General features: G+C 66.2%; 31 protein-coding genes and 1 tRNA gene. 14 read left to right on the forward strand and 18 right to left on the reverse strand.

Annotation, left to right across the window (positions count from 1 at the left end; translation table 11 throughout):
- Nucleotides 1–59 precede the first annotated feature (59 nt).
- Nucleotides 60–1,169, reverse strand: coding sequence for a 3-isopropylmalate dehydrogenase (gene leuB, locus AC3IF1_RS12800; RefSeq protein ID WP_243967621.1), 1,110 nt, complete (start codon nucleotides 1,167–1,169; stop codon nucleotides 60–62).
- A gap of 404 nt (nucleotides 1,170–1,573) precedes the next feature.
- Here leuB and AC3IF1_RS12805 point away from each other — a divergent pair, with 404 nt between their 5' ends.
- Together AC3IF1_RS12805 and AC3IF1_RS12810 are read left to right on the forward strand one after the other, a co-directional pair.
- Complete coding sequence (locus AC3IF1_RS12805; protein WP_243967620.1) at nucleotides 1,574–3,142, forward strand: 2-isopropylmalate synthase; 1,569 nt, start codon at nucleotides 1,574–1,576, stop codon at nucleotides 3,140–3,142.
- Between the two features lie 100 nt (nucleotides 3,143–3,242).
- Nucleotides 3,243–3,318, forward strand: a tRNA-Lys gene (locus tag AC3IF1_RS12810).
- A gap of 50 nt (nucleotides 3,319–3,368) precedes the next feature.
- Here AC3IF1_RS12810 and AC3IF1_RS12815 read toward each other — a convergent pair.
- Nucleotides 3,369–3,773 (reverse strand): hypothetical protein, encoded by a 405-nt coding sequence (locus tag AC3IF1_RS12815; protein ID WP_489217820.1) that lies wholly within the window; start codon nucleotides 3,771–3,773, stop codon nucleotides 3,369–3,371.
- 96 nt (nucleotides 3,774–3,869) lie between these two features.
- Here AC3IF1_RS12815 and AC3IF1_RS12820 point away from each other — a divergent pair, with 96 nt between their 5' ends.
- From AC3IF1_RS12820 to AC3IF1_RS12855, 8 genes are all read left to right on the forward strand, one after another.
- Nucleotides 3,870–4,064, forward strand: a complete 195-nt coding sequence (locus AC3IF1_RS12820; RefSeq protein ID WP_489217821.1) for a hypothetical protein — start codon at nucleotides 3,870–3,872, stop codon at nucleotides 4,062–4,064.
- A 63-nt stretch (nucleotides 4,065–4,127) separates the two neighbouring features.
- Nucleotides 4,128–4,544 carry a globin family protein gene (locus AC3IF1_RS12825; protein WP_489217822.1) on the forward strand — a complete coding sequence of 139 codons (417 nt, stop codon included), beginning with the start codon at nucleotides 4,128–4,130 and terminating at the stop codon, nucleotides 4,542–4,544.
- 74 nt (nucleotides 4,545–4,618) lie between these two features.
- Nucleotides 4,619–4,849: a hypothetical protein gene (locus tag AC3IF1_RS12830; RefSeq protein WP_489217824.1), complete on the forward strand. Its 231-nt coding sequence runs from the start codon at nucleotides 4,619–4,621 to the stop codon at nucleotides 4,847–4,849.
- A 389-nt stretch (nucleotides 4,850–5,238) separates the two neighbouring features.
- Entirely contained in the window at nucleotides 5,239–5,610 is a 372-nt protein-coding gene (locus tag AC3IF1_RS12835; RefSeq protein WP_489217825.1) for a hypothetical protein, read from the forward strand.
- 434 nt (nucleotides 5,611–6,044) lie between these two features.
- Nucleotides 6,045–6,329 carry a hypothetical protein gene (locus tag AC3IF1_RS12840; protein WP_489217826.1) on the forward strand — a complete coding sequence of 95 codons (285 nt, stop codon included), beginning with the start codon at nucleotides 6,045–6,047 and terminating at the stop codon, nucleotides 6,327–6,329.
- A gap of 290 nt (nucleotides 6,330–6,619) precedes the next feature.
- Nucleotides 6,620–7,147 carry an ImmA/IrrE family metallo-endopeptidase gene (locus tag AC3IF1_RS12845; RefSeq protein ID WP_489217827.1) on the forward strand — a complete coding sequence of 176 codons (528 nt, stop codon included), beginning with the start codon at nucleotides 6,620–6,622 and terminating at the stop codon, nucleotides 7,145–7,147.
- Between the two features lie 136 nt (nucleotides 7,148–7,283).
- Nucleotides 7,284–8,261: a hypothetical protein gene (locus AC3IF1_RS12850; protein WP_489217828.1), complete on the forward strand. Its 978-nt coding sequence runs from the start codon at nucleotides 7,284–7,286 to the stop codon at nucleotides 8,259–8,261.
- A 262-nt stretch (nucleotides 8,262–8,523) separates the two neighbouring features.
- A complete protein-coding gene (locus tag AC3IF1_RS12855) occupies nucleotides 8,524–8,673 on the forward strand; it encodes a hypothetical protein (RefSeq protein ID WP_489217829.1) in 150 nt (49 codons plus the stop codon).
- 641 nt (nucleotides 8,674–9,314) lie between these two features.
- On the opposite strand, the gene AC3IF1_RS12860 is transcribed toward AC3IF1_RS12855, so the two are convergent.
- The gene (locus AC3IF1_RS12860) at nucleotides 9,315–9,515 is read right to left on the reverse strand and encodes a hypothetical protein (protein WP_489217830.1); all 201 of its coding nucleotides are present in this window, start codon (nucleotides 9,513–9,515) and stop codon (nucleotides 9,315–9,317) included.
- Nucleotides 9,516–10,114: 599 nt separating this feature from the next.
- On the opposite strand from AC3IF1_RS12860, the gene AC3IF1_RS12865 reads away from it, so the two are divergent.
- Nucleotides 10,115–10,360 (forward strand): hypothetical protein, encoded by a 246-nt coding sequence (locus AC3IF1_RS12865; RefSeq protein ID WP_489217831.1) that lies wholly within the window; start codon nucleotides 10,115–10,117, stop codon nucleotides 10,358–10,360.
- A gap of 155 nt (nucleotides 10,361–10,515) precedes the next feature.
- On the opposite strand, the gene AC3IF1_RS12870 is transcribed toward AC3IF1_RS12865, so the two are convergent.
- The 3 genes from AC3IF1_RS12870 to AC3IF1_RS12880 all read right to left on the reverse strand — a co-directional run bounded on the left by AC3IF1_RS12870 (nucleotide 10,516) and on the right by AC3IF1_RS12880 (nucleotide 13,309).
- Nucleotides 10,516–10,791, reverse strand: a complete 276-nt coding sequence (locus AC3IF1_RS12870; protein ID WP_489217832.1) for a hypothetical protein — start codon at nucleotides 10,789–10,791, stop codon at nucleotides 10,516–10,518.
- A 209-nt stretch (nucleotides 10,792–11,000) separates the two neighbouring features.
- The gene (locus tag AC3IF1_RS12875; RefSeq protein ID WP_489217833.1) at nucleotides 11,001–11,225 is read right to left on the reverse strand and encodes a ribosome modulation factor; all 225 of its coding nucleotides are present in this window, start codon (nucleotides 11,223–11,225) and stop codon (nucleotides 11,001–11,003) included.
- A 185-nt stretch (nucleotides 11,226–11,410) separates the two neighbouring features.
- Entirely contained in the window at nucleotides 11,411–13,309 is a 1,899-nt protein-coding gene (locus tag AC3IF1_RS12880) for a Hint domain-containing protein (protein WP_489217835.1), read from the reverse strand.
- Between the two features lie 208 nt (nucleotides 13,310–13,517).
- Here AC3IF1_RS12880 and AC3IF1_RS12885 point away from each other — a divergent pair, with 208 nt between their 5' ends.
- From AC3IF1_RS12885 to AC3IF1_RS12895, 3 genes are all read left to right on the forward strand, one after another.
- Nucleotides 13,518–13,682 carry a Flp family type IVb pilin gene (locus AC3IF1_RS12885; RefSeq protein ID WP_489217836.1) on the forward strand — a complete coding sequence of 55 codons (165 nt, stop codon included), beginning with the start codon at nucleotides 13,518–13,520 and terminating at the stop codon, nucleotides 13,680–13,682.
- Nucleotides 13,683–14,151: 469 nt separating this feature from the next.
- On the forward strand, nucleotides 14,152–15,423 hold the full coding sequence (locus AC3IF1_RS12890; protein WP_489217838.1) for a Gfo/Idh/MocA family protein: 1,272 nt from the start codon (nucleotides 14,152–14,154) through the stop codon (nucleotides 15,421–15,423).
- An 11-nt stretch (nucleotides 15,424–15,434) separates the two neighbouring features.
- Nucleotides 15,435–15,875: a DMT family transporter gene (locus AC3IF1_RS12895; RefSeq protein WP_489217839.1), complete on the forward strand. Its 441-nt coding sequence runs from the start codon at nucleotides 15,435–15,437 to the stop codon at nucleotides 15,873–15,875.
- Between the two features lie 429 nt (nucleotides 15,876–16,304).
- Here AC3IF1_RS12895 and AC3IF1_RS12900 read toward each other — a convergent pair whose 3' ends face one another.
- From AC3IF1_RS12900 to AC3IF1_RS12955, 12 genes are all read right to left on the reverse strand, one after another.
- Nucleotides 16,305–16,853: a hypothetical protein gene (locus AC3IF1_RS12900; protein ID WP_489217840.1), complete on the reverse strand. Its 549-nt coding sequence runs from the start codon at nucleotides 16,851–16,853 to the stop codon at nucleotides 16,305–16,307.
- On the reverse strand, nucleotides 16,850–17,137 hold the full coding sequence (locus AC3IF1_RS12905; RefSeq protein ID WP_489217841.1) for a hypothetical protein: 288 nt from the start codon (nucleotides 17,135–17,137) through the stop codon (nucleotides 16,850–16,852). Before AC3IF1_RS12905 ends, AC3IF1_RS12900 begins: the two co-directional genes overlap by 4 nt.
- Nucleotides 17,134–17,541: a hypothetical protein gene (locus AC3IF1_RS12910; protein WP_489217843.1), complete on the reverse strand. Its 408-nt coding sequence runs from the start codon at nucleotides 17,539–17,541 to the stop codon at nucleotides 17,134–17,136. Before AC3IF1_RS12910 ends, AC3IF1_RS12905 begins: the two co-directional genes overlap by 4 nt.
- A 46-nt stretch (nucleotides 17,542–17,587) precedes the next feature.
- Entirely contained in the window at nucleotides 17,588–18,175 is a 588-nt protein-coding gene (locus AC3IF1_RS12915; RefSeq protein WP_489217844.1) for a hypothetical protein, read from the reverse strand.
- A 53-nt stretch (nucleotides 18,176–18,228) separates the two neighbouring features.
- Entirely contained in the window at nucleotides 18,229–18,585 is a 357-nt protein-coding gene (locus AC3IF1_RS12920; protein WP_489217846.1) for a ubiquitination-like system serine protease family protein, read from the reverse strand.
- Between the two features lie 61 nt (nucleotides 18,586–18,646).
- The gene (locus AC3IF1_RS12925; RefSeq protein WP_489217847.1) at nucleotides 18,647–18,928 is read right to left on the reverse strand and encodes a hypothetical protein; all 282 of its coding nucleotides are present in this window, start codon (nucleotides 18,926–18,928) and stop codon (nucleotides 18,647–18,649) included.
- Nucleotides 18,929–19,993: 1,065 nt separating this feature from the next.
- A complete protein-coding gene (locus AC3IF1_RS12930; protein ID WP_489217848.1) occupies nucleotides 19,994–20,767 on the reverse strand; it encodes a hypothetical protein in 774 nt (257 codons plus the stop codon).
- Between the two features lie 11 nt (nucleotides 20,768–20,778).
- Nucleotides 20,779–21,819, reverse strand: a complete 1,041-nt coding sequence (locus AC3IF1_RS12935; protein WP_489217849.1) for a DNA/RNA non-specific endonuclease — start codon at nucleotides 21,817–21,819, stop codon at nucleotides 20,779–20,781.
- Between the two features lie 382 nt (nucleotides 21,820–22,201).
- Nucleotides 22,202–22,618, reverse strand: coding sequence for a hypothetical protein (locus tag AC3IF1_RS12940; RefSeq protein WP_489217850.1), 417 nt, complete (start codon nucleotides 22,616–22,618; stop codon nucleotides 22,202–22,204).
- 12 nt (nucleotides 22,619–22,630) lie between these two features.
- A complete protein-coding gene (locus tag AC3IF1_RS12945; RefSeq protein ID WP_489217851.1) occupies nucleotides 22,631–22,915 on the reverse strand; it encodes a hypothetical protein in 285 nt (94 codons plus the stop codon).
- Nucleotides 22,916–22,944: 29 nt separating this feature from the next.
- Complete coding sequence (locus AC3IF1_RS12950; RefSeq protein WP_489217852.1) at nucleotides 22,945–23,352, reverse strand: hypothetical protein; 408 nt, start codon at nucleotides 23,350–23,352, stop codon at nucleotides 22,945–22,947.
- 9 nt (nucleotides 23,353–23,361) lie between these two features.
- Nucleotides 23,362–25,956: a hypothetical protein gene (locus tag AC3IF1_RS12955; RefSeq protein ID WP_489217853.1), complete on the reverse strand. Its 2,595-nt coding sequence runs from the start codon at nucleotides 25,954–25,956 to the stop codon at nucleotides 23,362–23,364.
- Nucleotides 25,957–25,964 lie beyond the last annotated feature (8 nt).

Here is a 25,964-nt window from a genome sequence, read left to right on the forward strand (position 1 = left end):
GCTATGCGTCACGGACGGTCGGGCAGCGAGCCCGGTGCCGCGACGCGCCCGCGTCCCCCTTAGCGGACGCGGCTCCGGAGGGCGTCGGCCACCACCGAGGCCATGGCGCGCGTGCCGATGGGGTTCGTGTCCGGGCCGGCAATGTCGGCCGTGCGCGCACCGCCGGCCAGGGCGTCGGTGATGGCGCCGTCCAGGGCGTCCGCGGCCTCGCCGAGGCCGAAGGAGTAGCGCAGGCACATGGTCAGCGAGCCGATCATGGCGATGGGGTTCGCCTTGTCCTGGCCGGCGATGTCCGGGGCCGAGCCGTGGCAGGGCTCGTAGAGCGCCCGGCGCACGCCGCTCGCATCGACCGCGCCCAGCGAGGCCGAGGGCAGCATGCCGAGCGAGCCCGTGAGCATCGCGGCGAGGTCGGACAGGACGTCGCCGAACAGGTTGTCGGTCACCAGCACGTCGAATTGCTTGGGCCGTCGCACGAGCTGCATGGCGCAGTTGTCGGCCAGCACGTGCTCCAGTTCGATGTCGGCGTAGTGCTCGGCATGGACCTTGGTGACGACCTCCTTCCACAGCACGCCGGACTTCATCACGTTGTGCTTCTCGGCCGACGCGACCCGGCCGGAGCGCTTGCCCGCCAGATCGAACGCCACGCGGGCGATCCGCTCGATCTCGGCCGTGGTGTAGACCTGCGTGTCCACGGCCCGCTTGGAGCCGTCCGGCAGCGTGGTGATCTCTTTCGGTTCGCCGAAATAGACGCCGCCGGTGAGCTCGCGCACGATCATGATGTCGAGGCCCTCGACCAGCTCGCGCTTGAGCGCGGAGGCCTCGGCGAGCGCCGGGTAGCAGATCGCCGGGCGCAGGTTGGCGAACAGCTCCAGATCCTTGCGCAGGCGCAGCAGGCCGGCCTCGGGGCGGTTCTCGTAGGCGACGCCGGCCCATTTCGGGCCGCCGACCGCGCCGAGCAGGATCGCGTCCGCATCCCTGGCCCGCCCCAGAGTCGCGTCCGAGAGCGGGCTGCCATGCGCGTCGAGGGCACAGCCGCCGACGAGGTCGGTCTCGGTCTCGAACGCGGCGAGCCCGGTCTCCTTGAGGGCGTCCAGCACGACCTGCAGGCCGCCCGCGACCTCGGGGCCGATCCCGTCGCCGGGCAGGAGCAGGAGCTTGTAGCTGGCCATGGACGGTCTCGCGGGTTCTCTCGGTGGGCCGGGCGGCTTTATCGAGGGCGCACCGCGATTGGCAAGGCGCCCGCGTCGCGGCCGCCCTTGTGTTTGGGCCACGCGGGCGCTACCTCTGCCGCCCACCGCGCGGGTGCTGCATCACGCCGTCCGCGCTTCACCCGGGAGAGACGAGCCTTGGCCAGAGCCGGCTCAGCGACCGAGACCGCCCGCGCCGTCCTCACGGCGCCGCGGTCGCGTGCGCGTCGTGCCGGTCTTCCGCTTCTGCTTACCCGCCCCTGAGGGCCGTCCGGGCGCGCGCGCCTGGGCCTTCAGGGGATCGTCTGCACTCGCGACTCTCAGCCCCCCGGGGGCACCATGCCGCCCCGAGCCCAGTGCCGGGCGGCCCGCGACAGGGTAACGCCATGACATCGTCCACCAGCACCGCTCCGGCCCGCGACCGCATCGTGATCTTCGACACCACGCTGCGCGACGGCGAGCAATGCCCCGGCGCCACCATGACCTTCGACGAGAAGCTCGCGGTGGCCGAACTCCTCGACGCGATGGGCGTCGACATCATCGAGGCCGGCTTCCCGATTGCCTCCGTGGGTGATTTCGAGGCGGTGTCGGAGATCGCCCGGCGCACCAAGCGCGCCACCATCGCGGGCCTCGCCCGGGCGATCCCCGCCGACATCGCCCGGGCCGGCGAGGCCGTGCGCCACGCCAAACGCGCGCGGATCCACACCTTCGTGTCGACCTCGCCGATCCACCTCGCGCACCAGATGCGCAAGAGCCAGGACGAGGTGGTCGAGATCATCCTGAAGACCGTGGCCCAGGCCCGCGACCTCGTGGAGGACGTGGAATGGTCGGCCATGGACGCGACCCGCACCCCCCTCGACTACCTGTGCCGCTGCGTCGAGGCGGCGATCAAGGCCGGCGCCACGACGATCAACCTGCCCGACACGGTGGGCTACGCCACACCCAACGAGTATCGCGACATGTTCGCCAGCGTGCGTGAGCGGGTGCCGAACGCCGATAAAGCGGTGTTCTCGGTCCATTGCCACAACGACCTGGGACTCGCCATCGCCAACTCGCTCGCCGGGATCGAGGGCGGCGCCCGCCAGGTCGAGTGCACGATCAACGGCATCGGCGAGCGGGCCGGCAACGCCGCGCTGGAGGAGATCGTCATGGCGTTGCGCACCCGCGCCGACGTGCTGCCCTACGAGACCGGCGTCGAATCGACGATGCTGACCCGCGCCTCGAAGCTCGTCAGCCACGCCACCAACTTCCCGGTGCAGTTCAACAAGGCGATCGTCGGCCGCAATGCCTTCGCGCACGAGAGCGGCATCCATCAGGACGGGATGCTCAAGAATTCCGAGACCTACGAGATCATGACCCCGGCCTCGGTCGGCCTGTCTAAGACCTCCCTGGTGATGGGCAAGCATTCGGGCCGGGCAGCCTTCCGCTCCAAGCTCGACGATCTCGGCCTGCACCTCTCCGACAACCAGTTCCAGGACGCGTTCGAGCGGTTCAAGGCGCTCGCCGACCGCAAGAAGCACGTCTACGACGAGGACATCGAGGCGCTGGTCGACGAGAACCTCGCCACGGCGCACGACCGGTTCCGGCTGGTCTCCCTCTCGGTCATCGCCGGCACCCGCGGCCCGCAGCGGGCGACGTTGCGCATCGCCGACGAGACCGGCACGCGAATCGAGGAGGCCGACGGCAACGGGCCGGTCGACGCGGTGTTCAATGCGATCACCGCACTGGTGCCGCACACGGCCGAGCTGGAGCTGTATCAGGTCCACGCCGTGACCGGCGGCACCGATGCCCAGGCCGAGGTCTCGGTGCGCCTGCGCGACGGCGAGCGCAGCGTCACCGCCCGCGGCGCCGACCCGGACACCCTGGTGGCCTCGGCCAAGGCGTATCTCTCGGCGCTGAACAAGCTCGCGGCCCACGCCGTGCGCGTGCATGCGCAGCATGCCGCGGCGGAATGAGAAAATCCGCGGCCGGGGGTGGACAGTCCCCGGCCGCGTTGGTATCAGCCCGCCACCCCGACGGACTTGGTGGCCGCCGGGGCGGATCGCGGACGCGATCGGGCGCATAGCTCAGTTGGTAGAGCAGCTGACTCTTAATCAGCGGGTCCTAGGTTCGAACCCTAGTGCGCCCACCAATACTTAGCCCTTCCGGCGCTTAGTACGAACCGCCCCCACTAAGCGCATACTAAGCAGGCTGGCTGCGACGCGATTTTGCGCTGCGGCCGAGGCCGGGCACGAAAAAAAACTCGCCGTGGCCGGAGCGGCGGTCGCAGACCCGTAGGCTCTCGCCAGAGCAGGGACTGGCGGCGGCGAAGATCTGCGCGAGGGCGTTGACGGATGCGATTGCCGGTGACTCGGTCGAATGACCGCCGAGCAGAAGGCCTACCTGCAGGCGTAGACCGACGTCCGCTCCTGGCACCGCTGGCACATCGGGCAGGCGCTCGGCGACCTGCGGGTCGTGCAGGCTCACGAGTCCGCCATCGCCTGGATCGAGGAGGTGATCGCCGCGAAGACGCGGCATGCGGCTGAGGCTGAGCGTCAGCGAGTCAGGGCAGCGAACGTCCCGACTGATGATCGGGGAAGCGGTCACTTACGATCTGGCTCGGCTTGACTGTGGCCATCGGCCAGTCGACTCCTACGTCGGAAAGCTCATCACCGAGCACCTGAAGGCCAAGAGCTACCTTAGATGAAGCGCACGAAGCCCAGGCTACCCGACAGCCTGACCCAGCATCTGACGGATCCGAAGATCATAGCCCTGAAGCCGCGGACCAGAGCGCGTAGCCCCTATCGTGTGTCCGGGAGAGCGCAAAAATTCGTCGTCTCGGCCGTGACCCTCACCATCATCGTGCTGGCCGGCGGGCACTTGGTGCGCGCGTGGTAGCTGCTTCCTAGGAAGCGCTGAAGCTAAAGCGGTCCTGATTGCGCGTACATCGAAGGAGCTTGGATGACCCCTGAACAGGTGAAACTCGTGCAGGACAGTTTCGCGAAGGTACGGCCCATCGCCGGGACGGCGGCTGAGCTGTTCTACAGCAAACTGTTCGAGATCGCCCCGCAGGTACGCCCAATGTTCCACGAGGACATGACCGAGCAGAAGCAGAAACTAATGGCCATGCTAGGGTTGGCAGTGGCCAATCTCGGCCATCCGGAGACCGTGGTTCCAGCCCTCCAGGATCTTGGGCGCAAGCACGTCGCCTACGGTACGCAGGCCGCCCATTACGAGCCGGTCGGTGCCGCCCTGCTGTGGACCCTGGAGCAGGGTCTTGGGCCCGACTTCACCCCAGATGTCCGGGAAGCCTGGACCGAGACCTACACGCTCGTCGCCGGCGTAATGAAAGACGCGGCAGCCGAAGTGCAAGGATAGCGGATGAGCGCACTGAGCACCTGAAGCCGAAGGTCTGCGTGAAATGGCCGCCCAACGTGCGGAGCTTAGTTGCCGTGAAGCACATCTACACGTTTGCTGAGGTTGATGGTTCACGGCTGGCGGCCACCGCAGACCGTGACGGTGCGAACCTGCCGGGCGGCCACAAGTTGTGGAAACGCTTGGACAAGTTTGCTGTCGATGGAATGGTCGATAGCTTCGGCATTACTGCGATGGGTAACGCTGAGGAGATCCTGCGCGACGTGCAGGACCGCGGCCTCTATCTTACCGCAAGCCGATCGGTCTGACTGGCTCACCGGCTAGGGCTACGTGCAGCATCGCGAGGATCTCTAGGGGTGAGCCGGATCGCGACCATCGTGAGTGTAGCGGTCGTGGCAACGGCAGGTACGCATGTGCTCACAAACGAGGGCGTCGAGCACGCTCCCCTGAAGGTGCTGGGCGCCGGGCTTATCGCGAGCGGCCTTGTTGCGCTACTGAACCGGGCATGAGCTGCCCTGAGCCCGATGAGTTGTTCCGCGCCCGTCTCCTGCGAGTCGTTGCTGATCACGAGCGGCATCTCGTGAGAATGGCGTATGGTTCGTTCCTTGATCGCATCGGCCGGAAGTACGACCGGTTCAGGACTGGCGTGCCGCTGAAAGGGCTCGACGTCCAGGGCAAGCGAACTTGACTTGACGTCATGAAGCTCGACACAACCCGCTTAAGCAGCCTCGCTGAAAAGGTCGCCAAAGCCCGCGAGCCATCGCGCCAACTGTTCGCCGAGGTGTGGTTCGCGACCACCGGCAAACAGGATCCCGACACCAAGGTGCGGTTCGCGTTCTTCATGCAGTCGAAGGCGTGGACGGACGCGGCACTGATCACGCTTGAACACGCGCTACCCGAGTGGGGCGTCGTCACGAGGAGCGGACCGGAGCCAGGCGAAGCGAAATTGCAGCCGCCCGGAATGGGGCACGCTAAGCGCCCGGCTGGACTAGAGCCCGTGCGACATCCAGGAGGTGCTGCGCTCGCCATCCTGCAGGCGACGCTTCATGCCAAGGTCGGAGGGTTCTGATGGCATGGCAAGCCTGCATTGCCGAAAGCCGCCCTCGAAGCCACCGGCACCATCTTCATCGAGGAGAACGAAAAGGAGCATGCAGCTCAATGGTTAGAGCCGGCCGCTCATAACGGTCTGGTTGCAGGTTCGAGTCCTGCCGGGCCCACCAGACTTCAAGCAACGCCCCAAGGCGGCGGCATCCGGCAGAACTGTAGCGCTGCCGCATCACTCACGAATGCCTGATTTTCAGACACGACCGGGAAACGCTGGCTACTCAACTTCCAGTTTGAGGGAGTTGTCACATGCCAGACCAAACTGGAGAAACCCGTACCCGCGCTGTCGATCGAGCGCTGCTCGTCGCGGCCCTCATCTCGTTCGGCTTCGGCATGGTCGCGATGCTGAGCGGCCTGCTGCGGTAGGCTGATAGTCGAAGCACGCCCCAAGCGCACTAAATGGACCGTATGCCTACGCTCGGCCTCACACTCCCGCTCCGCATCTGCATCCTTGACGACGCCGCCTGCGTCGAGGACGCCAACGGCCGACGTACCGGGTTCGTCGCTTGGTCGGATGGTGGTGGCGACGTAGGCGATGAGCCGTTCACACGCGCCGAGGCGATCGAGCAGGTCCGGCTCATCGCGAGCGCCTGGGCCAACGCGCTGGTCAGCAGCGGGACGCTCGATACCGGCCCCGCCCCCGAACCAGGCGCGGCCGGTGCCGAGCCATCGCCTGAAGGCTGAGGGCGCTCGAAGCCGCCGGCGTCATCTTCATCGAGGAGAACGGCAAGGGGCTGGGGGTGCGGTCGAGGAAGGCGTGAGGGGGCGAGCTGATGCTCCTTACCGAGCCCGAGATGGCTAAAGGCGACCTAAAGCGATCCAGTTGCCCCTTGAACTAGGTATCAGCGTTTTCTTCAGGATGTGCGCCTCAGCACTTGCGCATGCTTATTTCGCCTTACATAGCCGGTGCGTTCCCTGCCTGTTCTCCTGGACAGGCTCCGTGAGGCCCGCGTAGGCAGGGAGAGAGGTGTTCCGTGGAGCCGATCAGCCCTATTCCGTGTATGCTGCAAAAGCCGCAGGTGCATACCTTTGCCGAGGCAGTGGCGGCTCATCTCGGGTATATCCCTGCCGAGCCAATCGAACCTATACTAAAAAAAATAGATGGTCGCTTGGCGTATCGCCCGTTGTTTGGGATCTCGGAAAGCGCTGACTCAATACATGTTGAGCCATCCGGAAATTTTACTATATTCATGTCTGGAATGACATCGTCCGAACGCGATCGCTTCACAATAGCGCATGAGTTAGGGCATTATTTTTTACATTTCCCACTCGTTCGAAGGCGTCATCCGGGCAAGATGATGGTCGCTACACGCTGGGTTGATGAAACGGACGCAATACAACGGCGGGCGGAGTGGGAAGCGAACTGGTTTGCTGCCGCTTTTCTCATGCCTGCAGATGCTTTTCGTCAAGCAGCGAACCTATGCGGAAATAATATTTCTGAGCTGTCTGCTAGATTTGGCGTGAGTTTACATGCCGCGAAGATAAGACTCAGGACGTTGTGATCCGAAGGCTTCTGAATTGCCCGTCTGTCCGCAGTATCGGCTCCGCCTGTTTTTGTCAGTCGACCTAGTTGGGTCGACGGCATACAAAGCAGGCAAGGGCAAAGACCTTGTAGAGCGCACCGCGCGGCAGCGATGGGTGGATGAAACCCGTCATTTCTACCGAGAATTTCCTAAGTCACTACAGCGTGAGTTTGACAAGACGCCCATTAGCGGAGATGCCAGCGAAGGCCTTTGTCCACAAGTATGGAAGACGGTAGGCGACGAAATCATATTCTGCATTAGGCTAGTTCACTCTCAGCATATGGGCCGATGTATTTGGGCGTTCATTCGAACGCTGGAGTATTACTCGCGCTTTCTTGAGACGAGCAATATTGAATTAGATGTCAAGGGCGTGGCGTGGACTGCCGCATTCCCGGCGCCAAACATAACAGTTCCGATTGCATTGAAGCATGTTGAGGTAGATGTTTCACCAATAGGCTTGCAGGATCATGAGCCCATTGAAGAGGAGGGTGACAAAGAACCATCTCGCTTTGAGTTTTTGGGCAAGGAAATAGACGCAGGATTTAGAGTTGCGAAACATGCGAGTTCAGACAGGCTCGCACTTTCACTTGAGGCGGCCTATCTACTATCAGACATATGTGCCCTTGGAGATTACACTTTCGTATTTACATACGAAGGGCGTGAAGCACTCAAAGGTGTGATTGGCGGCCGTCCATACCCTGTGATTTCGATCGATACCGAAAGGCGCACTTTTCGAAGGGAAGTTCGGGCTTTTGAACAATCCATTAGCGGGGACAAAGAGGCTAAACCACATTTGCTAAAGACATTTCTTGATGCGTTCATGAAAGACGAAAAGATAGAACCTCCATATCTCTTGCGTAAAAATGAAACGCTTGAAGACAATAAGCTACCTGAAACTTATCGTACCTTCAGAAAGTTTTGGTTGGAGGAACAGAAAGAGGATGATCAACGCACGAAAGTTGAAGAACAGTCAGAAGATGAGACTGCCCAGCATAATGACAATACATCCACGCCTGAAACTGACGCCGACTCATTGGCGGCCATAAAGGCAAGCGCAGATGAATTGTTTAATAGATTTCGAGACCAGCACTGATGCGCATTTAAGTCGTCATTTAGACACATGCGGCAAATGCCCGACCCGAGCTTCCAATAATTGTCGTACCGCCAAGCGCACAGCCCTCGCCGCCCTCGCTCTCGTCGTCGCTGCCGGGGGGGCGCAGGTTCTGAGCGGGGCCTGACCTCGCAGCCGTCGATTGGTACACTGCCTGGCGATGCACAAGCTCCCGCCTGCCAGCCTGTACCGCCTCCGCCTGCTTTCTGAGACTGGCGCACGCTTCTATCCGGTGACCGCCTACATGCGTCGCTTGGAGGTGCTCGGCCTCGTAGCTGCCACCGGGCGGACGGATCCCGAGAAGGACAGCGCCGAGTACCAGATCACCGATGCGGGTCGGGCCGAGCTGGAAGAGCGCTATGGGCCAGCTTCGCCAAAACCCGGCCGAAGCTAAGGCTACTTCGCCTTCGCCATCTGCCGCCCGTGGTCATGCTCGATGTCGCGGAAGCACCTACGCACAGCTCACGAAAAAGCCCGCGCCGGCGGACCGGGCCGGCTGAAGGTTGTGCGTTCCCGAGGATGATGGAGAGAGTGCCGCCGAAGGGTAGCAGCGCTGCAGGCAAAGGAAAGCCCCGCGCGGCTGCTGCCGGCGGGGCTGAGGAAGTTCGTGGTCTCAGGAACGAACTGGGATGCGCGGGCGCAAAGTCCGTTCCGCAGATGTGGCTGAAGGATCACTTCCCGCTGGGAGCAGCGCCGCTACCGGTGGCGCCATTACCGGTGCTGCTGTCACCAGCGGGCGCACCAGAGGTCGAGGTGTTGCCGTTGGGGGTGCTTTGGGCGGCAGCCATCCCGGCGCTGGCGGCGACGAGGGCGAGGGCGAGAAGGGCGGACTGAACGCTTCGGCTGGTCATGGCACTCTCAGATTGCGATGAACCGAGCAATGTCGGCACGGCCTGATCAACCGCCTTTGCCTGCTGGCGTTCCTTTCCAAGCCTGGTTGATAGAGTCGCGCCCCACCATTCGCCTTTGCCACCGGCCGTTCGCGGTTCTGTCCACTCGGCGCCGCCATGATCTGCTCACGGGGCGGGGGAGGCGTTACCGATCTGAGCCGCTGAGCAGCTTCTCGATCGTGTTCAAGCCGGCGGCTTGGGCTTTTGCTTCAGTCGGATAGCTGCGGTCGGATCGCTGGGCGAGCTTGCCGTGCTTTCGGATTGCCCAGTTGTAGGCACCACCTTCTTCTCTCGGAGGAGTGACCTCCAGCGTGTAGGGATAGATGTTCGTCTCACTCTGGTTCATGACCGCGTCATGCCACGCGTGCTCAGCGGCGCCAAGGTTGATCTGTCTTCCAGCTGTGCCCACGGGGTGGGGAGCGTCCAATCTCATTTGCCGACCTTGCTGCAGCAGCTATCCTACCGCTATGCGCACAGCCCTCGCCGCCGGGAAGCGCCCTCTGACTGCCGCGGGATGATCATGAGAGCCGCGCTGATCAGATGGCTCTTGGTAGCGCTTACGGTCAGCATGAGCACCGCAGCTGTCGCGCAGCGAAGGCGGCCCCGTAGGATTGGTCCTGATGGGACGATCGAAGCGCCGCAGTTCGCAGACCCTCGACTGCCGACCAGGGGGCTACGACCTCCCGATGACGGCATCATCCATTGGAACACGCCGAACAAGGACGGCAACCTCGGCGGTCCTGGGGCGGGTGGAAGTGGCGGTGGCGGCGGCTAAGCTATTCAGCCTTCGTAATCTGCCGCCCGGAGCTCTGCACCATGTCGCGGATACGGCACGCTACCATAATCGCGTTGGCATGACGCAGGAACGGACCCCACAGCGACTAGTTGGCCTCGTCCAAGAACAGGGCTGGCTGAAGCCAGATCCTCGGCTACTGGAGTGCTGAAATGGCGAACGCTGGCAAACACGGGATGCACCCTGGGGCCCAGGGCAAGGGCTCTGGTGCGGGTGCGATGACCGAACTGCCGGAAGGTGTACTCGGTGAGAATGAGGTGTTGAGCAACCGAGACAAATCTCAGCATGACGACGAGCGTGGCCTCGATGGCAAGGCGGTGCAAACGGAGCAGTACCAGGACCATTCGGCCAATAGAGCGGCCAGCGACGAGGCCGGTGTGAAGCCAGAGCAGCCGTAGGAAGCGCTCGCTCCAGCGAAGGCGAAGCGTCACGATGAACGCAGCGCACGAAAAAGCCCGCGCCGGTGAACCGGGCGGGTTGAGTAGGTCCGTGGTCTCAGGAACGAACTGGCGTCCGTCGAGGCAAAGCCTGTTCCGAAGCTGTGGCTATAAGATCACTTCCCACCGCCGCTGCCGGTCGAGCCGAGACGCGAGGGCTGGCCTTCGTTACCAGCGGCTGCGGAGTCGGTGGCGACGCCATCAGCGGCGCGACCGGTCGGGGAGTAGGTCGCAGCCGGGGAATCACCGGTCGAGCCAGGCTGGCGCGTGACGACACCGGGCGCGCCGGGCGGGACGATGACGGTGGTGCTGGTCGGGGTCTCAATCACCTGGGCAAAAGCAGGGGTCGCCAGAACCGTGACGAGCGCGGTGGCGAGAGCAATCTTGGTCACATGGATCTCCTGTCGGGATTGGTGCGGCAGGAAACTCCTGATGCGCCGGCACAACTCCGCTGGATCCGTATAGATCCGAAGGTCTGACCGCCACAAAGTACTGATGTGTGCCTTCGCACGTCGTTCATACTCGAACGCACAACCACTGCGTGATGCCAGCAACTCGTAATGGCGCCTCAATCCGCTTTCTGCATCTGGGCGCGGCTCCGTTACACGACGTCTTGAAAGAGATCGCAGGCTGCAGGCAAGGCTGAGGCGTCAGCGATTGGCACATCCGGCCCGTCCTCGCTCGGCGAGCCGTCATAGCCATCCAGCCACGCCTGACGCTCAGGCATGTCCGCATCATAGGGGCAGCTATCCTTGGGTAGGCCGACCGCTCGCGCGTGCGTTCCCTCGGCGATCGCTTCAAAGATGGTGGGGTGACGCGTGTCCATCGCGTTGTCGCCCTCTACGGTGCTGAGCCGTTTCGTGAACCGGATGATTCGCCCGGCACAGTCCCACAGGGTCGCAGATCCTGCGCGATTGGCAATGAGACTGCCTACGCGCATGCCGAAAAGCTGAGAGACCTTCGAGCATTAAAAAACGGAATTAGGTAGCAAGCTCACCCATCAGCAGGCGCCTAGCCGGCGAGGGAGACCGTTGCCTCCGGCGCCCGCCAACTCGGCAGGCCGATGTCGCGCACGGACACGGTCAGCGTCACCGCGCCGTCCATACCGGACCACAGCAATGACGGCAGCCGCGCACGCCCCGCCGTCCACCGCCACGCATCGCCGGCCGAACCGTCGACCCCGTAGAAGCCTTGGCCGAGCAGCGGATCGTCCAGCGCGATCTCCCGCACCGCGCCGAGTCGGCCGTCGATCCGCAGCCCCGTCACCGCCAGCCCGAGCGGGCGCGCGTCCGGCGCGTAGCCGACGTGCAGCGGCACGCTCGCGCTGGAGACCAGCCATACGGCCCGCGCCGACGCCGGCAGCCGGAAGCGTGCGATCTCGCCCTCGACCTCCGCCGGCACGCGCCGCCCGTCGACCACGAGGTGCGCCCCCGCCCACAGATCGCGCTCCAGCGTCCAGGCCGCCGCCAGCGCCTGCGCATGGATCCGAGCCCGCTCGGCATCCACCGCCGCGCCCCCGTTGCGGTAGGGCCGGCAAAACGCTGCGTGCGTGCGGGCCGCCGGGTCGGCGTCGGGCGTCGCGTGCAGGGCGACCACCGGGCCGTCACCGAAGAACGCCCGGTTGCCCATGTCGAGGTAGCTTTCCGCTGCCACGCCCTCGGCGATGAGCAGGTCGTGGCTGTCCAGCTCGACGTGCCAGTAGGTGACGGCGGCGACGGGGACTTGCACGATGGTCGCGCCGTTGATGAACGCCTCGGCCGGGGCGAGCACCGCGCCGTGCTCGGCCTCCGGTGTGCCGGTCGCGTCGATCGCGATGGCGTGACCGGGGGAGAGCCACAGGTCGCGGGCGGGCTTGTTCGGGGCGAGCGCGTGGGCACGGATGCGCACCGGGTGGACGGTTTCGGGCCTCGGGTGGCCCTGGCCGCGGGTCAGGCGGTGGCCGATCCAGCGGATGGGGCGGGGCTTGCCGGATGCGGTGATGGCGAGGTCGCCCACGCGCAAACGCTCGACCGGCACGTCGCCGATGGTGCGCCCGCGCAGGACGCGGATGCGTGTGCCGGTGACGTAGCAGACCGCGGGCTGGGTTGGAGTCGGCGTCGGAGTAACGGGCGTCGGAGTGGGAGTAGGGGTCGGAGTGACCGGCGTCGCAGGGGCGGTGATGAAGACGTTGCCGTTGCCGCCCCGGAACCCGCCCACCGCCAGGGTCTGGGTGCCGCCGTTGGCGGTGTTAATGTACGACGTGCCGCCGCCGCCACCACTGGCGGGATTGGCTAGACCATTAGGGCTGGTCTGACCGCCACTCCCGCCGGTGTACCCGCCGCCGCCGCCGCCGCCGGCCCCGCCACCCTCACCGCCCTGGCCACCGCCCCCAAAACCGCCCGCGCCTCCGCGAGGACTGATGTTCATGCTAGCGCCACCGGCCGCGCCGTTCGCTGCATCGCGGCCTCCCATGCCATCGCTGCTGTTGCCGTTGCTGAAAGCACCAGCACCGCCGCCGCCGCTCGGGCTGGCCCCGCCCTGCCCGTTGTTGGCCCCGCCGAGGGCGGTCCCGGCCGTCGCATTCAGGCCAGGGCTACCCGTGTTGCCGTTGCCTTGGTAGGAGCCGCCGCCGCCGCCGCCCGCGATCAGCAGCGGCGTGATGGCGTTGCCGGTCCCGGTGTAGACCTCGCTAAACCCGCCGCCGCCGCCGGTAGCCAAGGACCCGCCCTGTCCGCCGACGATGATGTTGAGAGTCTGCCCCGCGGTGAGGTTGAAGGTCCCGCCGATCTCCGCGCCCAGGCCGCCCGCGGTATTGCCGCCCGCAGAACTGCTGCCGCCGCCGGCGCCGATCGCGGTGATGGTGTATGTGCCCGTGACGGTGACGTTGTAGGTCTGGACCGCGCCGGTGAAGTTGAAGGTGATCGGGTTCATAGTTCGCCCCGTGTCCGCTGACCCCACCGCCGGCAGGCCGATGCCGGGTGCTCTGACGCTTTGGCGGGACCGTCGCCTGTGCGCTGTGGCGAGTCGAGGGCGCGGACGGTCACGGATCGGTCAACGGGCGCTGTAGAGCGTTTACCGCGGTCCTTTCTGCGCGGATGTGTGGTTTAGGGGACAGGCGCAGGGACGCAGGATCCGTGCGATGCCTCGGCTGCTACGGCAATTCATTGGTGATGAGACCGGCGCCACTGCTATCGAGTACGGCATGATCGCCGCTCTGATCGCGGTGGTTATCATCGGCTCGCTCAGGCTCGTAGGTTCACGGCTCGCTGCAAAGTTCAGCGCCATCGCCGGCAACCTAAACTGAGATTACAAAAATGCCCGCGCCGGTGGACCGATCGGGCTAAGTTCTGGAGAACGCCCTTGATGGCTCACGGGCGTCGAACGCTGAACTAGTGGCCGAAATCTGACGCTTGGTACCGTCCGCTTGCCGCCCCTTGCCGACCCTCGGAAGGTCCGCTTCCAGGCTGTTGAAACAGAGGCCAACGACCGGGTCGGGTGGATTTCTGCCCGTCCGCTTCTGGACGGCGGATGCATTGAAACGGACATAGCCGCGGGTGCCGCTCACGATCCTCAGCGGTCCCTCCCGCGGTCAGGCCGATTAAACTCAAGCCGCAACTCGCCCCGGCGCTCTCAACCTTCAATAACCGCAAGCTATCGATTGCCAGCGTGGACGGGGCGACCGGCCGTCGCTGAATGGGGGGCCTGTCGTCGCATCCCAGGATATGCGCAGAGCGCCGCGGGTTGGTGCTGCAGATTTCAGCGAGAGCGGCTCGATGTCTGACACCACGCGCAGAACCATCCTCGGGGCCGCTGCCGGGTTGGCTGGCGCACACTTCGTCACGTCTGCGTCAGCAGCCGAGAGCCAACCACCAGCCCTGCTAGGGCGCGTCGAGAACGGCAAGGTCACTCTGCCGCCGCTGCACGCACCGAGCGAGGGTGGCGAGATGCTGGCCAATCCCGATCCGCTCGCCAAGCGTCTCGGTATCGCGGTCGTCGGCATCGGCCATCTCACCCTCGAACAGATCATGCCGGGCTTCGCAGAAGCCAAGCACGTCCGTCCGGTGGCGCTCGTCAGCGGTGAGCGCGACAAGGCACGCACGATCGCCGCTCAGTACGGCGTGCCCGAGAAGAACCTCTACGATTACGACAACTTCGATGCGATCCGCGACAACCCCGAAATCGAGGCCGTGTACATCGTCCTGCCGAACGCCTTGCACGCCGAGTTCACGGTGCGCGCGGCTAAGGCCGGCAAACACGTGCTCTGCGAGAAGCCGATGGCGACCTCCGTCGCCGAGGCCGAGCAGATGATCGCCGCCTGCCGGCAGGCGCAACGCACGCTGATGATCGCCTATCGGTTGCAGTACAACACTGCCCACCGCACCCTGATCGATCTCGCTCGGAAGAAGACCTACGGCGAGCTGCGCCTCATCGAGGCGGTGAACGCTCAGCATGATGCGGCGCCCGGACAATGGCGGCAGATCAAGGCCCTGGCGGGTGGCGGCTCGCTGCCGGATGTCGGCCTCTACTGCCTTAACGCCTTCCGGTACATCACCGGCGAGGAGCCGGTCGAGGTGACAGGGCGCATCACCCAGCCGAAGGGCGACCCACGCTTTCGCGAGGTCGAGGACATCTCGCACTTCACGCTCCTGTTCCCCTCGGGCGTCTTCGCCGCCGGCACCGCCGGCTACAGCATGCATGAGAACCGCCGTCTGCGCGCCGACGCGACGGACGGCTGGTTCGGCCTGGATCCGGCCTTCGGCTACGACAACGTCGCTATGGAGATCGGGCACCGGGCCGGCCCGGCGAACGCTCGGGAGCAACGCACCTTCACTCCACGCAACCAGTTCGCGGTCGAGATGGACCACTTCGCTGAGTGCGTCAGAACCGGACGCGTGCCGCACACGCCAGGCGAGGAGGGCTTGCAGGACCAGCGTATCATGGCGGCCATCTATGAGGCGGCAGCCGGTGGTGGCGTCGTGAAGATGACAGCCAGTGATCGTCTGGACGCGACGCGCGGACCTGCCCCGGACGCGCAGAACGGCTGATCGATACAGCCATGCCCTTCCTGATCGCCCTAATCGCCGCAGCTGCTGGCGTCCTGAACACCGTGCAGAGCGGTGCCAACGCGAGCCTGAACAAAGCACTGGGCCAGCCGATCCTCGCCGCCCTGATCGTGGCGGCTACGAATGTGGTGGTCTACCTCCTGGCCGCGCCTTTCTTCGGGCTGGCTTGGCCCAGCGGCCGCTTCTCCAACGTCCCCTGGTGGGCGTGGCTCGGCGGTGCGCTAGGGGCCACCTACGTGCTGGCGATGATCTTCCTCGCGGAGCGGCTCGGCGCGGCGATCTTCACCGGCATCACCGTGACGGCTGCGATCGTCGCCTCCGTCATCCTTGACCACTACGGCTGGGTCGGCTTCGCACAACACACCGCGGGCCCGTGGCGCATTCTGGGGGGCCTACTGATGATCGGCGGCGTGGCGCTGATCTCACTATTCTGAGCCCGCGAGGGCATTGCCGCTGCCAGCCCAAACAGACAGCAAGCGTCCCAACCTCGGTCCTGGCATCCGAACATTACCGGCAGCCGCGCAATCGAGTCGACCGGTCGGCAACTCCACCACTCCGCCTAATGGCAGAGAAGTACCCGAGCCGAAGTTGACTGAACAGCCGACGAGTGTCCGCTTATGGGAAGCGCCGATGTTCATCCGCATGGCTGTCATGGGTCGGATGCGGAACGTCCGCTTACGGACGCAAGGCCGGGGTCCGCTTGCCGCCCTTCTCGGACATTCAAAGATGGGTACCAAGCGTCAGATCTCGACCACTAGGCGGCGTGAGCGTAAAAAAACCCCGCTCGGCGGCTGCCGGCGGGGCTGAAGGTCATTGCACTTGGGGTACGGTGTAGACGCTTGGGCGGGCAGGCGGTTCCGAGGTCAGTCCGGCAACTCAGGATGCTCAGCGAACCACGGCTTCAAAGCGCCGGCGAGGCTATGCATGTCGGGTGTGCTGGCCATGAATCCGATGCCGATCAGCACGCCGAAGGCCACCGCGATCCCGAGCCGGATCCAGTTCGGCCGCGGGATGTCGTCCTCGACGCTGTGCTTGGCCGTCAGGTGGAGCGTGCCGCCGAGGATCTGAAGCCAGAGGAACCAGCCATTGATGTTCGAGTCGAGCATCCATTGCGGCTGGCTCGCCATGGACCAGATCAGCACCCAACCGGCTGAGCCGGCCACGCCGAACCACGATAGGACGATGCCGAGGATCAGCTGCCCGCTGTAGGTCGGCCACGGCGTGCGCAGGGCCTTCACGATCCCCGGGAGGAACGCGATCGACACCGCGATGGCGGTGATGGTCCGCCCAATGCGCAAGAACTCGTTCTGCGGTTTCGTCGGTATCCAAGGAACGATCACCCAGTAGCCGACCATCAGGAACAGGCCGAGCCACAGCGTCCAGCTGCGGAGGATCTGCGAGACGACCTTCATCGCTTCTTTCTCAGGAACTCACGCGTCGACTCGGCGACCCTGAAGGCGGCGTCGCCGACCTGCGGATGGTCCGTCAGGCGATCTCCGGATCGCCCCTCGATGCGATGGATCGTGGCCTCCATGGACGACGCGCGATGGTCGGCGGTCAGGGTCGTCATCACGGAGGCGGTCTTCCGCCGCTTGCTGGCATGCACGTTGGCGCGTACCGCGCGCGTCAGCTCGTCGTGAGCACTGCTGCGCAGCGCAAGCGGCATCAGCATCGCGAGAAGAGACTTCCACGTCATGCGCGGCGGGCCTCGTCGAAGCGGCGGAGGATGGTGTCCTGGTTCTTAAGGATCTCGTCGCCGCGCGACTTGGCTGCTTGGGCCGCAAGTTCCGTCTGATGAGACAGCTTCTCGACGCCATCGTCGGTGGCCTGCAGCGTCCGCTCCAGCGCCGCCGTTGTGACGGTCCCCGCCGCGGTCGCCGCCGTGTTGGCCTGGAGCGCGATGACGACCTCGCGCATGATCGAGGTGCTGAGGCGATCCAGCTTCCAGAACAGGAAGCCGACCGCCAGCAGGAGCACCAAGCACGTGACGCCGAGCACGCCCTGCGTCAGGTACCAGTCGCCAGCCTTGGCGGCCGCCTGCGTCGCCTCAACCGCCTGCGCCCAAGCACTGAACGCCGCGAGGCAGCCAGCGGCCGCCATCGCGAGGACGAGCAGCCACCTGGCAAGTGCCCGGGATGGCATCCGATCAGTGCGTCGTCGGGTGGTTCACCGGCGCGGACACTACCCTGCGCAGTGCTGACGGCTTCTTGGCGATCGGCGGCTCGTAGGCCGCGATCTCCGTGAGCGCCGGCACGAGGGTGTTGTCCTTCGTGGCATCCGCGTCGAGGTGCAGCCCGGCCCAGATCCGCTTGGCGATCTCCTGAGGACCGCCCGCCCACTCGATGCACTTCCGGGCGAGCAGGTTCACGTCGGCCTTGTGGATCAGGTACTTCGCGCCCTCGGCGATGACCTTCGACCCGGCGTCGATCTTGATCTCCTTGCCCTGCACGGCGCCGGCGACGGAGTTCATGCCGGCCTTGCGACCCGCCTCGACCTGAGCGCGGATCAGCGGCTCGGTCAGGATCACCTTCAGCACCGGCCAGCGGTAGGTCAGGTAGGCGAAGATCACCGGGACGGCGATGGCCTCGGCGACGTTGAAGACGAGGCTGCACACCTGGATGACGATGTCGCCCCAGGGCAGGGAGAACGCGGTCTCGGCGGTGCCCTGGACGGCGGCCATGGCGGGAGCGGCGACGCACGCGAGGGCGAGCGCCAGGAACAGCAGGCGGATCATCGGTTGTCTCCGGAGAATGGGGTGCGCCGGGCTGCCTGCCGACGCTCAGGGCATCAGACCCCGTGCGGCTCCAGCGGCACGGTTTGTCCGGCGAGCGCATGAGTGCAGTCGCCGAGGAACTGGATTTGCCCGTCCGTCACGAACGAGTGGCAGACGCGATCGACCTTGTGCTGAGGCCAGGGCGCCCGCCGCCACTCGGCGATGTTCTCCGGGGTGACAGGCGGTTCCGACCATGTGCCCGTCACGAGGACGGAAGGCGTGAACGTCGGCCGCTCATGATCCCCGTTGAAGCCCCAGCAGGGCTTGGAGCCGTCTGGTACAATGCGGACGGCGTGCATCGTGTCGCAGCCAGGGCAGTGGAAGCCCAGAATGCCATTCTCAAGGGTGCGCAGCACGCCGATACGAGCCATCACTTGGCCTACAAGAAGGGGCGCGCCGGGCTGCCTGCCGGCGCTAAGGGCGCGGGGGCGTTCAGGCCTTCTTGGCGGCAGCCTTCAGCGGCACGAGGATGTGCTGGACGGCAGACGTGATCTGCGACGCGGCCTTGGGCTCCAGCTTCGCGATGCCGTTCAGGAGCGGCACCGAAGTGTTCTCCAGGGCGGTCATGGCGGCCTGAGCCTCGCGGGTCTCGGCCGGCAGCTTCTGGACGATCGAAACCAGCGACGTGAGCAGGGTTTCAGCTCCGGTCAGAAGCTCATCGGCGTGCGGCGCCTCTTTCACGAGGAAGGGGACGAGCGCGGAGAAAATGGACATGGGATTGCCTTGTGGTTAGGCCGGGTGACCCGCCGGCACGGGCTTCAAATCCGTTATCGGTATACCGATATTGAAATGAAATCAGTGAGTTAGCGGCAACCTGTGCAAAAATTGCATGAGTTCGAACCGCTCGGAATGGCTTTGCCTGTCCGCGCGAGGCTTTGCCTGCGAGCGCAGAGGCGCTATGTTGGGAGGGTCAGTGCGGTGACACGGTGAAAGGGCCTCGGCCCTGCGGCGACATCCCGGCTTGCGAGTGGGGGCGTCGCCAATCTGGCAGCCGTAGGACGTGCAGTACCCGCAGCTTTTCCTTTAGCGGCGGCAAGCCACGATCAGTTTGCGGGGTTAAAGCCAGGCCCCGCCCGCACTGACCTACTTCCCCGTCATCTTCTCGAAGAACTTGCTGCCGAGCCGCATCAGCAGGTTCGGTCGCGAAACGTGGCTGACGGGCTTCATGCGTCCCCACGCTTCCCGCTCTTTAGCGGTCCTGGGAGGCTCTACGGGTTTCAGCTTCTCGCTCACCGCCGCCACCCCCGACCCGGCCACCAGTGCCGCGGATGCATCCGCCGCCCGACGCCGAAGATCACCCGGGAGAACGCCAGAGCCGCACCGGCCGCGACGGCAGCCGCCACGCCAGGATGCACGCTGGGGCGCTCTGGGGCGGGCGCAGGGGCTTCGTGAGCCACGGGCGCCTTCGGATGGGGCTTGGGCTTCGGTGGGGCCTTGTGGGCGGCAGGAGCGGGCTTGTGATCCACGGGCTTTGCAGCCGCGGGCTTGTGCGGGTCGGTCATGGCTTCACTCTCTGCCGTGATGTGGTAGTATTCGGGGGTCAGTGCGGCGGCGTGGATGGACACGCGGCCAAAGCGTCTAGGCCGCCTCGGCGGCGGGGGTTGATGGTCTAACGCCCTCCCGCGCTCACACCATCAGCCGGTATCAAGCCCGGCCCGCACTGGCATCACCAAGGCTGCAAGCTCATCAGCCCGCAGCTCGCCAAGCCGACAGCGAGTCCCGCCGCCAGCGCGAACAGGACGGTGAACAGCCAGTCGGTGCCGCGGGGATCGAACAGGCTCACCGATGCTTCCCGTGATGGGCCGTCACATGGTGGACTGGCGCGGCGTGCTTTCGGACCGCGCGGAGCTTGGGTTTCGCCGCCACGGCATGCTTGTCGGCCGCAGGCTTCGGCCTCGCAGCCGGCTTCGCGGGCGCCGGGGCCGGTGCAGCGGCCGGTTCGGCCGAAACAGCGGCGCCCGCCGGCACCCCGTGCTTCGCGGCGATCAGCGCCGCTCGGAAGTGCGTGAAGTAGCCCGCGATGAGCGCGGCGTGGTCGGTGCCGTTGATGATGGCCCGGGCGCCGTGCGGGTTGCTCTTCCCGTGGCCGAAGTAGTCGGACAGCTTCTTACCGGTGAACCAGCCCTCGATGGTTCCGTGGAACAGGATGGCGGCGGCGATGTCGGGGCGCAGCGCCAGGTCGGGATTCGCTGCCAAGTCCTCGTCGGGCTTCAGCAGTCCGAGCTTGCGCAGCTTCCCGGTGACTTTGACGTAGTTCGCCAGCCACGTGAGCTGCACGAGCCCGCGACCGTAGTAGATCTGCTTGTGAGGTCCGGCCGGGCGTCCGTAGGCGTGTCCGTGACCGTGTCCGACCTCGCGGATCGGCTGCATGGTCGGTCCGGCCTCACGGAACGCGGTCGCCAGATCGTAGGCCAGTGGGTCCGTCGGCAGTGCCGCCGGGCAGGCTTCCAGGATCGCATCCATGCCCGCGACCTGGTCGGCCGAGAGCCGGTCGCCGAACAGCGGCTTGCGCACGCTCGCGAAGAACGCGGCGCGGTCGAGGGTGGCGGCCATGGCTCAGGCCCTCACTTCGCGGCGACGGGCGGCAGGTCGGCCCGCGCGTGGTCGGCCGGCGACAGCGCCGGGAACGGGTCCAGGCCGATCGCCGCCTTGAGCTGGTCGAGGGTCCAGATTTCGACGCGCGCACGAGCCTCGTTGCGGACGACCCAGACCCCGACGAAGCTCCGGCCCTTGGCATCGGCCGGGCGATGGAAGGCCTTGAAGATCCGGGGCGGCACGGGGATGCGACCGTTGAGCGGGCGGGCGACCCGTTGGCCCGGCGCGGGCGTCATGATCGGCCCGGTGACGACGTAGCCCTCGAGGCCGCCCACGATCGCGCCGCGCACGCCGCGGGCCTCGATCTGCGACCACAGTCCGCGGTTGAGCGGGCGGTTCTGCGGGACGACGTTGTCGAGGTAGTCGCTCTGCCGCTTCGCCTCCGCCGTGGGCATATCGTGATCGGGCGACATGTGCCCGCGATCGTACCGGCCGCCCGCGTAGTCGCCGGGACGCGCGCTCTGCTCAGGCTTCAGCCGTGGGTCGGCCTTGAAGCTGTTGGCTCGCTCGACCCCGGCGCCCGCGTCGAGCGAGGCGGTGGTGATGTGCTCGGCCGAGTAGATCAGGATGCGGGCGTTCGGATCGTAGAGCAGCGCATAGCCGTCGTTGCACAGCTCGATCGCGCCGGCCGGCGCGGGGGCGATCGCCGACCGCTGGCTACCGAGGAACTGAGCGTCGCAGGCGGGATCGGCGAGCGCCGGGCCGATGCCGAAGACCATGATGGCCAGGGCGGCCAACGCGCACAGGCCTCGCGTCGCCTCCCGGCCGGACCGCACGGGGGTGACGATCAGCGCCAGGAAGAGGCCGATCACAGCACCGCAGACCGAGCCCCAGGCGATCCCGCTGGAGACATCGTGGGTGCCGACGACGGCGGCGGCCGAGGCATGGCTGGAGAACGCGCAGGCAAGCGCCAGCGCCGCGAGAAGCGTGCGGGTCATGGGTTGTTCCTGGGAGGGGAGCTTGTTGCCGGAGACGACCGCGGCCCGCAGCGCGAGGCGCTGCAGGATCATGATGATCTCCGGTGCGTTACGAACGTGCGCGACCCGTCAGGGGAATCCGCTCCCCGCGTGCGGGGCGGCTCCGGTCCGGAAGGCCGGAGGTCGGCGGGTCGCGCTCAAGCCGTCAGAGCCGGAACCACGTCGCGGAGGCGGCGCGGTAGACGAGGCCGACCGGCGCGGTTGGGCCGACTGTCGTGGACTCCCCGACGATGGAGCCGTCCGGACCGGATGGTTCAGCGGAGCCTGTCGGCCCGGGAGCGCCATCGGCACGTAGGGGGCTGTCTCGCCCTGGCGATCCATGGAACGGCGCGAGCGCAGCCGGCCCGAGCCCGGCAGAGCGCGAGCAGGTCATTGGAGGCCCTATGGGGGAGAGCTTAGGAGGGGAGCGCGTGGCTCAGGACGTGGGGTTGCCCCGTAGGGTGCCGATGATATTCAGCTGGCCGATGGTCACCGGCTCAGGCTCGGCACCCGGCGACGTGAACCACACCTCATGCTGGACCCGATCGTAGTACGGATCCGGCTGGATCGAGGCGATGTCGTCCGGCTCGATCACCCAGGTAATGCGCACGCTGCCGGGAACTGGCGCCGTCACGGCGAGGCCAGGCTTGTTCACCGCCTGGGGCGAGCCGGCGATCTGCGCGGATCCCGGGACGCCAGATCGCTGGAAACGAACGACGCCGACCCACCATTCCGCTGACCCGGCAGCGAGGATGCCGCTCGGGTCGGGAAGAGTCACCCCGACCGTCTTCGGCGCGCCGCGATAGACCTTGATGTCCTGACCCGTGACGGGTCCGCCGGTATCGATCGGCATGACGTCGCAGCCTTACTTCGTCGCGTAGGCGAACTGGTACTGCGCATCCGTGAACACCGCGAAGCCACCGCCGCCGCGCACGACCCAGTCGGTCGGGTTCACGGTGGTGTAGACGGAATGCTCGGTGCCATCCTCGTTCTTGCCGGTCGCCACGAGGTTCACGCCAGCCTCGTGGTCGTCCTCGGTGGCGAACGAGGGTCCATAGACCGCCTTGGTGTCGTCGCCGATCCAAGCGAAGATGTCCTTCGCGCTCTTGAGCTTGCCGTCGAACTGGCGCGCATCGGTGCCGGTAGCCATGGGGTATCTCCTATCGGACCGCGTCGGGATCAGGGGTGCGTGATGGTGCCGCTCGTGATCTGCACCGTCTGTCCGCTCGAAATGGCGGTGCTGCCGAGCACGATGTCCGTGCCGGAGGTGCCGACCGTCAGGCCGGAGGCGATCGTGGTGCCGGCGTTGTTGCGCAGCTCGGCCAGCGCCGCGGTGCCGGTCGCACTGGCGGTGGCGCTCAACGGCGTTCCCTGAAGGGTGGCGACCTTGCCGCTGACCGTAAAGGCCGTGGCTGGAAGGGGGATCGTCGCCAGCACGCCGGTCGAGCCGGACAGGGCCGAGGTGCCGATCACGAGCTGACCCGCGGCGGCGGTGCCGGTCGAGGCCGCGATGGTCTTGCTGGCCAGCAGATCGGCCATGACTTGAAGCCGCGGGGTCGCCACCGCGGTCGCGTAGTTCACAGACATCGTATGCTCCTAGTGGGACAGACGCCCGGTCAGGTAGACGGGGGCGGGGATGGAACCTGTCAGGATCACAGGGGCCGGCAGCCGGCCGCTCAGGATCACGTCGGGGAAGGCGTAGAAGCGCACGGCGAGCGCGATGCTGTCGGGCGCCTCGGAAGTCGCGAGCCGCCCGATGATGGTCCCCGCCGCGATCAGGTCGCCCGTCACGGCCCCGACGTCGATCGGCTCGCTCGCGGCCAGCGTCGCCATCGTGACGGCGTAGGCCGAGACCTGGGCGCTATCGCCGGCCTCTGGGACCGAGAGGCTGGCGGCGGTGGAGATGCCCCCGGCGACAACGGCTTGGTCGGCTGTCTCGGTTGCCGTCAGCCCGGCGACGGCTGTCGTGCCTGCGACCAGCAAGGTGGCGTCGGCCAGTTCCGTGCCGGCCAGCTCACCCACGATCTGGCTGGAGAGCGAGGCCGCGATGGTATCCGCCGCCTCGACACACGACAGGGCACCGGCTGTCGTGAGGCCCCCTGCGACCGCGGCAGCATCCATGCCTTCGCTGGCGTTCAGCGTTGCAGCGGTGCTGGCACCCCCGGATATCGTGCCGGCATCCTGGCGCTCGGTCGCGGCGAGCGTCGCAGACGAGGTGGTCCGGCTCGCGATTGAGGCCGCGTCCAGCACCTCCGTGGCGGCGAGACTGGCGGGCGTGGCGGCGCCTGCCGCGACGGCAGCCGCATCCGGTGGCTCGGTTGCAGCAAGGGCCGCCGCCGTCGAATTTTGTCCCGCGACCGCGGCGGCATCGCTCGTTTCGGTCGCGGCTACGCCACCCGAAGCCGCCGCCCCTGCCGAGATGCCGGCGGTATCCGGCGCCTCAATGACCGCGAGGTTCGCACTCGCCGAAACGCTGCCCGCGAGTGCAGCGCCGTCCGACCCCTCCGTCGACGTGAGGGCCGCTTTCGTGGAGATGCTCCCCACGAAAGTTGCGGCATCCACCCTATCCGTCGCGACCAGGGCTGCATTCGCCCCCGTCTGTCCCGAAACAGAGGCGCTGTCCGATCCCTCCGCCGCAGCCAACGCGGCCGTAGCGATGGTGGAGGATGTCAGTGCCGCGGTATCGATCGCCTCCGTGCTAGCCAGCGTACCATTGGCGGCGACCTGCCCGGACAGCCCAGCTGTGTCGTTGACCTCGGTCGTGGCCAGAACGGCAGAAGCCGAAGTGCCACCCGAGACCGACGCCGCATCAGACGCCTCGGTCGTCGAGAGCGTCGCCGAGGTTGAGGTTCCGCCACCCGCCGCCGCCGTGTCGGCTGCCTCCGCCGAGGCCAGCATACCAATCGCCGACGTGGAGCCGGACAAGCTGGCGGTATCGCCGTTCTCAGTTGAAGCGAGCGCGGCGCTCGTCCCGACCGATCCGGCGATCGCGCTGGTGTCCCGTCCCTCCGTCGTCGTCAACGTAGCAGTCGTCGAGGTCGCACCCGACGCCGAGGCCGCGTCTGCCGCCTCCGTAGCCGCCAGCGATGCGGTAACAGCGCCGCCCGCAGAGATCGCGGCTGTGTCGGTCGGGTCCGTGGCCGCGAGTGCCGCGCTGGTAGAGGTACCCGCCGTGACCGATGCGGTGTCGGGGGCCTCCGATGCCGCGACTGTCGCGCTAGTTCGGCTGCTCGCTGCTACCGCCGCCGTGTCGGGAAGCTCCGTGGCGCCTAAGCTGGCGTTCGTCTTGGTCGACGCCGTAACGGCCGCGGTGTCGGGCTGTTCCGTGCTGGAAAGCGTCGCGTTCGTCGTGGACGATGCCGAGACCACCGCGGTGTCGCTGGTCTCCGTTGCGGCGAGTGTCGCGGTCTGGCCGCTGCTCCCGGTCGTCGGGGCAGCGCTCTTGTAAGGATGGTTGGCCGGGAGGGCGCTTTGCTGGTTGTCCTGCCAAGCGATGTAGCCGTTGATCTGGTCTTCTTCAGCCTGCGTCGGGGTGTAGTCGAGTAGAACACCGGTCCCCATCGCGCCCGTGAGGTGCGTGACATAGGAGTCGATGGTCGAACAGCCGTAGGAGAAAACCGTCGAAGCGAAAGCGCTGCTGTAGTTCGTCGCCTGCGTGCTGTGTACGCAGTTGACGTCATCGAACGATGCGTTGGGGCTTTGATTGGCCTTCACAAGGAACGGCGTGCCGAGCGTGTAGGCCGGGCCGTTCTGCTGCGAGGCGTCGAACTGGGTGGACCCGCGCTCGGCAACGATCGTCGCGCTGCCGTCCTTCCCGCCCTCGGCCAGCACCGCCCGGCCGGGATCGTTGAACGGGTAGTTCGAGGTGTCGCCGAGCGCGGCGAGGCACTGCGCCGCTACCGTCTTGTCGATCCGCGACGTGCAGTAGAGGAGGTACGTCGTTCCGGTGAACGAGAAACCGGTGCCGCGGATCCGGGCGCTACTGTTAAAGACCAGACACGGGAAGCCGGTCCCATACCCGTTGGCGGCAAGCGTCGGCGCGTTGGCATCCGGCGCGATGAGGTCGAGCGCCGTCCCGGCCGTGCCTTGGTTCGGGACCTTGGTGACGACGCCGCCGGAGACGACGGCTTGGCTCGGGCTGTACCAGCCGATCGGCTTGCGGGCGAGGTTGTTGGGGGTCCAGAGGGCCACAGGCGTCG

The sequence above is a fragment of the Methylobacterium sp. E-012 genome (assembly GCF_057836545.1).

Excerpts from the sequence above, each read along its gene's own strand:
- leuB (WP_243967621.1), bottom strand. The coding sequence starts at position 1,169 with ATGGCCAGCTACAAGCTCCTGCTCCTGCCCGGCGACGGGATCGGCCCC.
- AC3IF1_RS12805 (WP_243967620.1), top strand. The coding sequence starts at position 1,574 with ATGACATCGTCCACCAGCACCGCTCCGGCCCGCGACCGCATCGTGATC.
- AC3IF1_RS12820 (WP_489217821.1), top strand. The coding sequence starts at position 3,870 with ATGAAGCGCACGAAGCCCAGGCTACCCGACAGCCTGACCCAGCATCTG.
- AC3IF1_RS12825 (WP_489217822.1), top strand. The coding sequence starts at position 4,128 with ATGACCCCTGAACAGGTGAAACTCGTGCAGGACAGTTTCGCGAAGGTA.
- AC3IF1_RS12835 (WP_489217825.1), top strand. The coding sequence starts at position 5,239 with ATGAAGCTCGACACAACCCGCTTAAGCAGCCTCGCTGAAAAGGTCGCC.
- AC3IF1_RS12840 (WP_489217826.1), top strand. The coding sequence starts at position 6,045 with ATGGACCGTATGCCTACGCTCGGCCTCACACTCCCGCTCCGCATCTGC.
- AC3IF1_RS12855 (WP_489217829.1), top strand. The coding sequence starts at position 8,524 with ATGCGTCGCTTGGAGGTGCTCGGCCTCGTAGCTGCCACCGGGCGGACG.
- AC3IF1_RS12860 (WP_489217830.1), bottom strand. The coding sequence starts at position 9,515 with ATGAACCAGAGTGAGACGAACATCTATCCCTACACGCTGGAGGTCACT.
- AC3IF1_RS12865 (WP_489217831.1), top strand. The coding sequence starts at position 10,115 with ATGGCGAACGCTGGCAAACACGGGATGCACCCTGGGGCCCAGGGCAAG.
- AC3IF1_RS12875 (WP_489217833.1), bottom strand. The coding sequence starts at position 11,225 with ATGGACACGCGTCACCCCACCATCTTTGAAGCGATCGCCGAGGGAACG.
- AC3IF1_RS12880 (WP_489217835.1), bottom strand. The coding sequence starts at position 13,309 with ATGAACCCGATCACCTTCAACTTCACCGGCGCGGTCCAGACCTACAAC.
- AC3IF1_RS12885 (WP_489217836.1), top strand. The coding sequence starts at position 13,518 with ATGCCTCGGCTGCTACGGCAATTCATTGGTGATGAGACCGGCGCCACT.
- AC3IF1_RS12890 (WP_489217838.1), top strand. The coding sequence starts at position 14,152 with ATGTCTGACACCACGCGCAGAACCATCCTCGGGGCCGCTGCCGGGTTG.
- AC3IF1_RS12895 (WP_489217839.1), top strand. The coding sequence starts at position 15,435 with ATGCCCTTCCTGATCGCCCTAATCGCCGCAGCTGCTGGCGTCCTGAAC.
- AC3IF1_RS12900 (WP_489217840.1), bottom strand. The coding sequence starts at position 16,853 with ATGAAGGTCGTCTCGCAGATCCTCCGCAGCTGGACGCTGTGGCTCGGC.
- AC3IF1_RS12905 (WP_489217841.1), bottom strand. The coding sequence starts at position 17,137 with ATGACGTGGAAGTCTCTTCTCGCGATGCTGATGCCGCTTGCGCTGCGC.
- AC3IF1_RS12910 (WP_489217843.1), bottom strand. The coding sequence starts at position 17,541 with ATGGCGGCCGCTGGCTGCCTCGCGGCGTTCAGTGCTTGGGCGCAGGCG.
- AC3IF1_RS12915 (WP_489217844.1), bottom strand. The coding sequence starts at position 18,175 with ATGATCCGCCTGCTGTTCCTGGCGCTCGCCCTCGCGTGCGTCGCCGCT.
- AC3IF1_RS12920 (WP_489217846.1), bottom strand. The coding sequence starts at position 18,585 with ATGGCTCGTATCGGCGTGCTGCGCACCCTTGAGAATGGCATTCTGGGC.
- AC3IF1_RS12925 (WP_489217847.1), bottom strand. The coding sequence starts at position 18,928 with ATGTCCATTTTCTCCGCGCTCGTCCCCTTCCTCGTGAAAGAGGCGCCG.
- AC3IF1_RS12930 (WP_489217848.1), bottom strand. The coding sequence starts at position 20,767 with ATGGCCGCCACCCTCGACCGCGCCGCGTTCTTCGCGAGCGTGCGCAAG.
- AC3IF1_RS12935 (WP_489217849.1), bottom strand. The coding sequence starts at position 21,819 with ATGATCCTGCAGCGCCTCGCGCTGCGGGCCGCGGTCGTCTCCGGCAAC.
- AC3IF1_RS12940 (WP_489217850.1), bottom strand. The coding sequence starts at position 22,618 with ATGCCGATCGATACCGGCGGACCCGTCACGGGTCAGGACATCAAGGTC.
- AC3IF1_RS12945 (WP_489217851.1), bottom strand. The coding sequence starts at position 22,915 with ATGGCTACCGGCACCGATGCGCGCCAGTTCGACGGCAAGCTCAAGAGC.
- AC3IF1_RS12950 (WP_489217852.1), bottom strand. The coding sequence starts at position 23,352 with ATGTCTGTGAACTACGCGACCGCGGTGGCGACCCCGCGGCTTCAAGTC.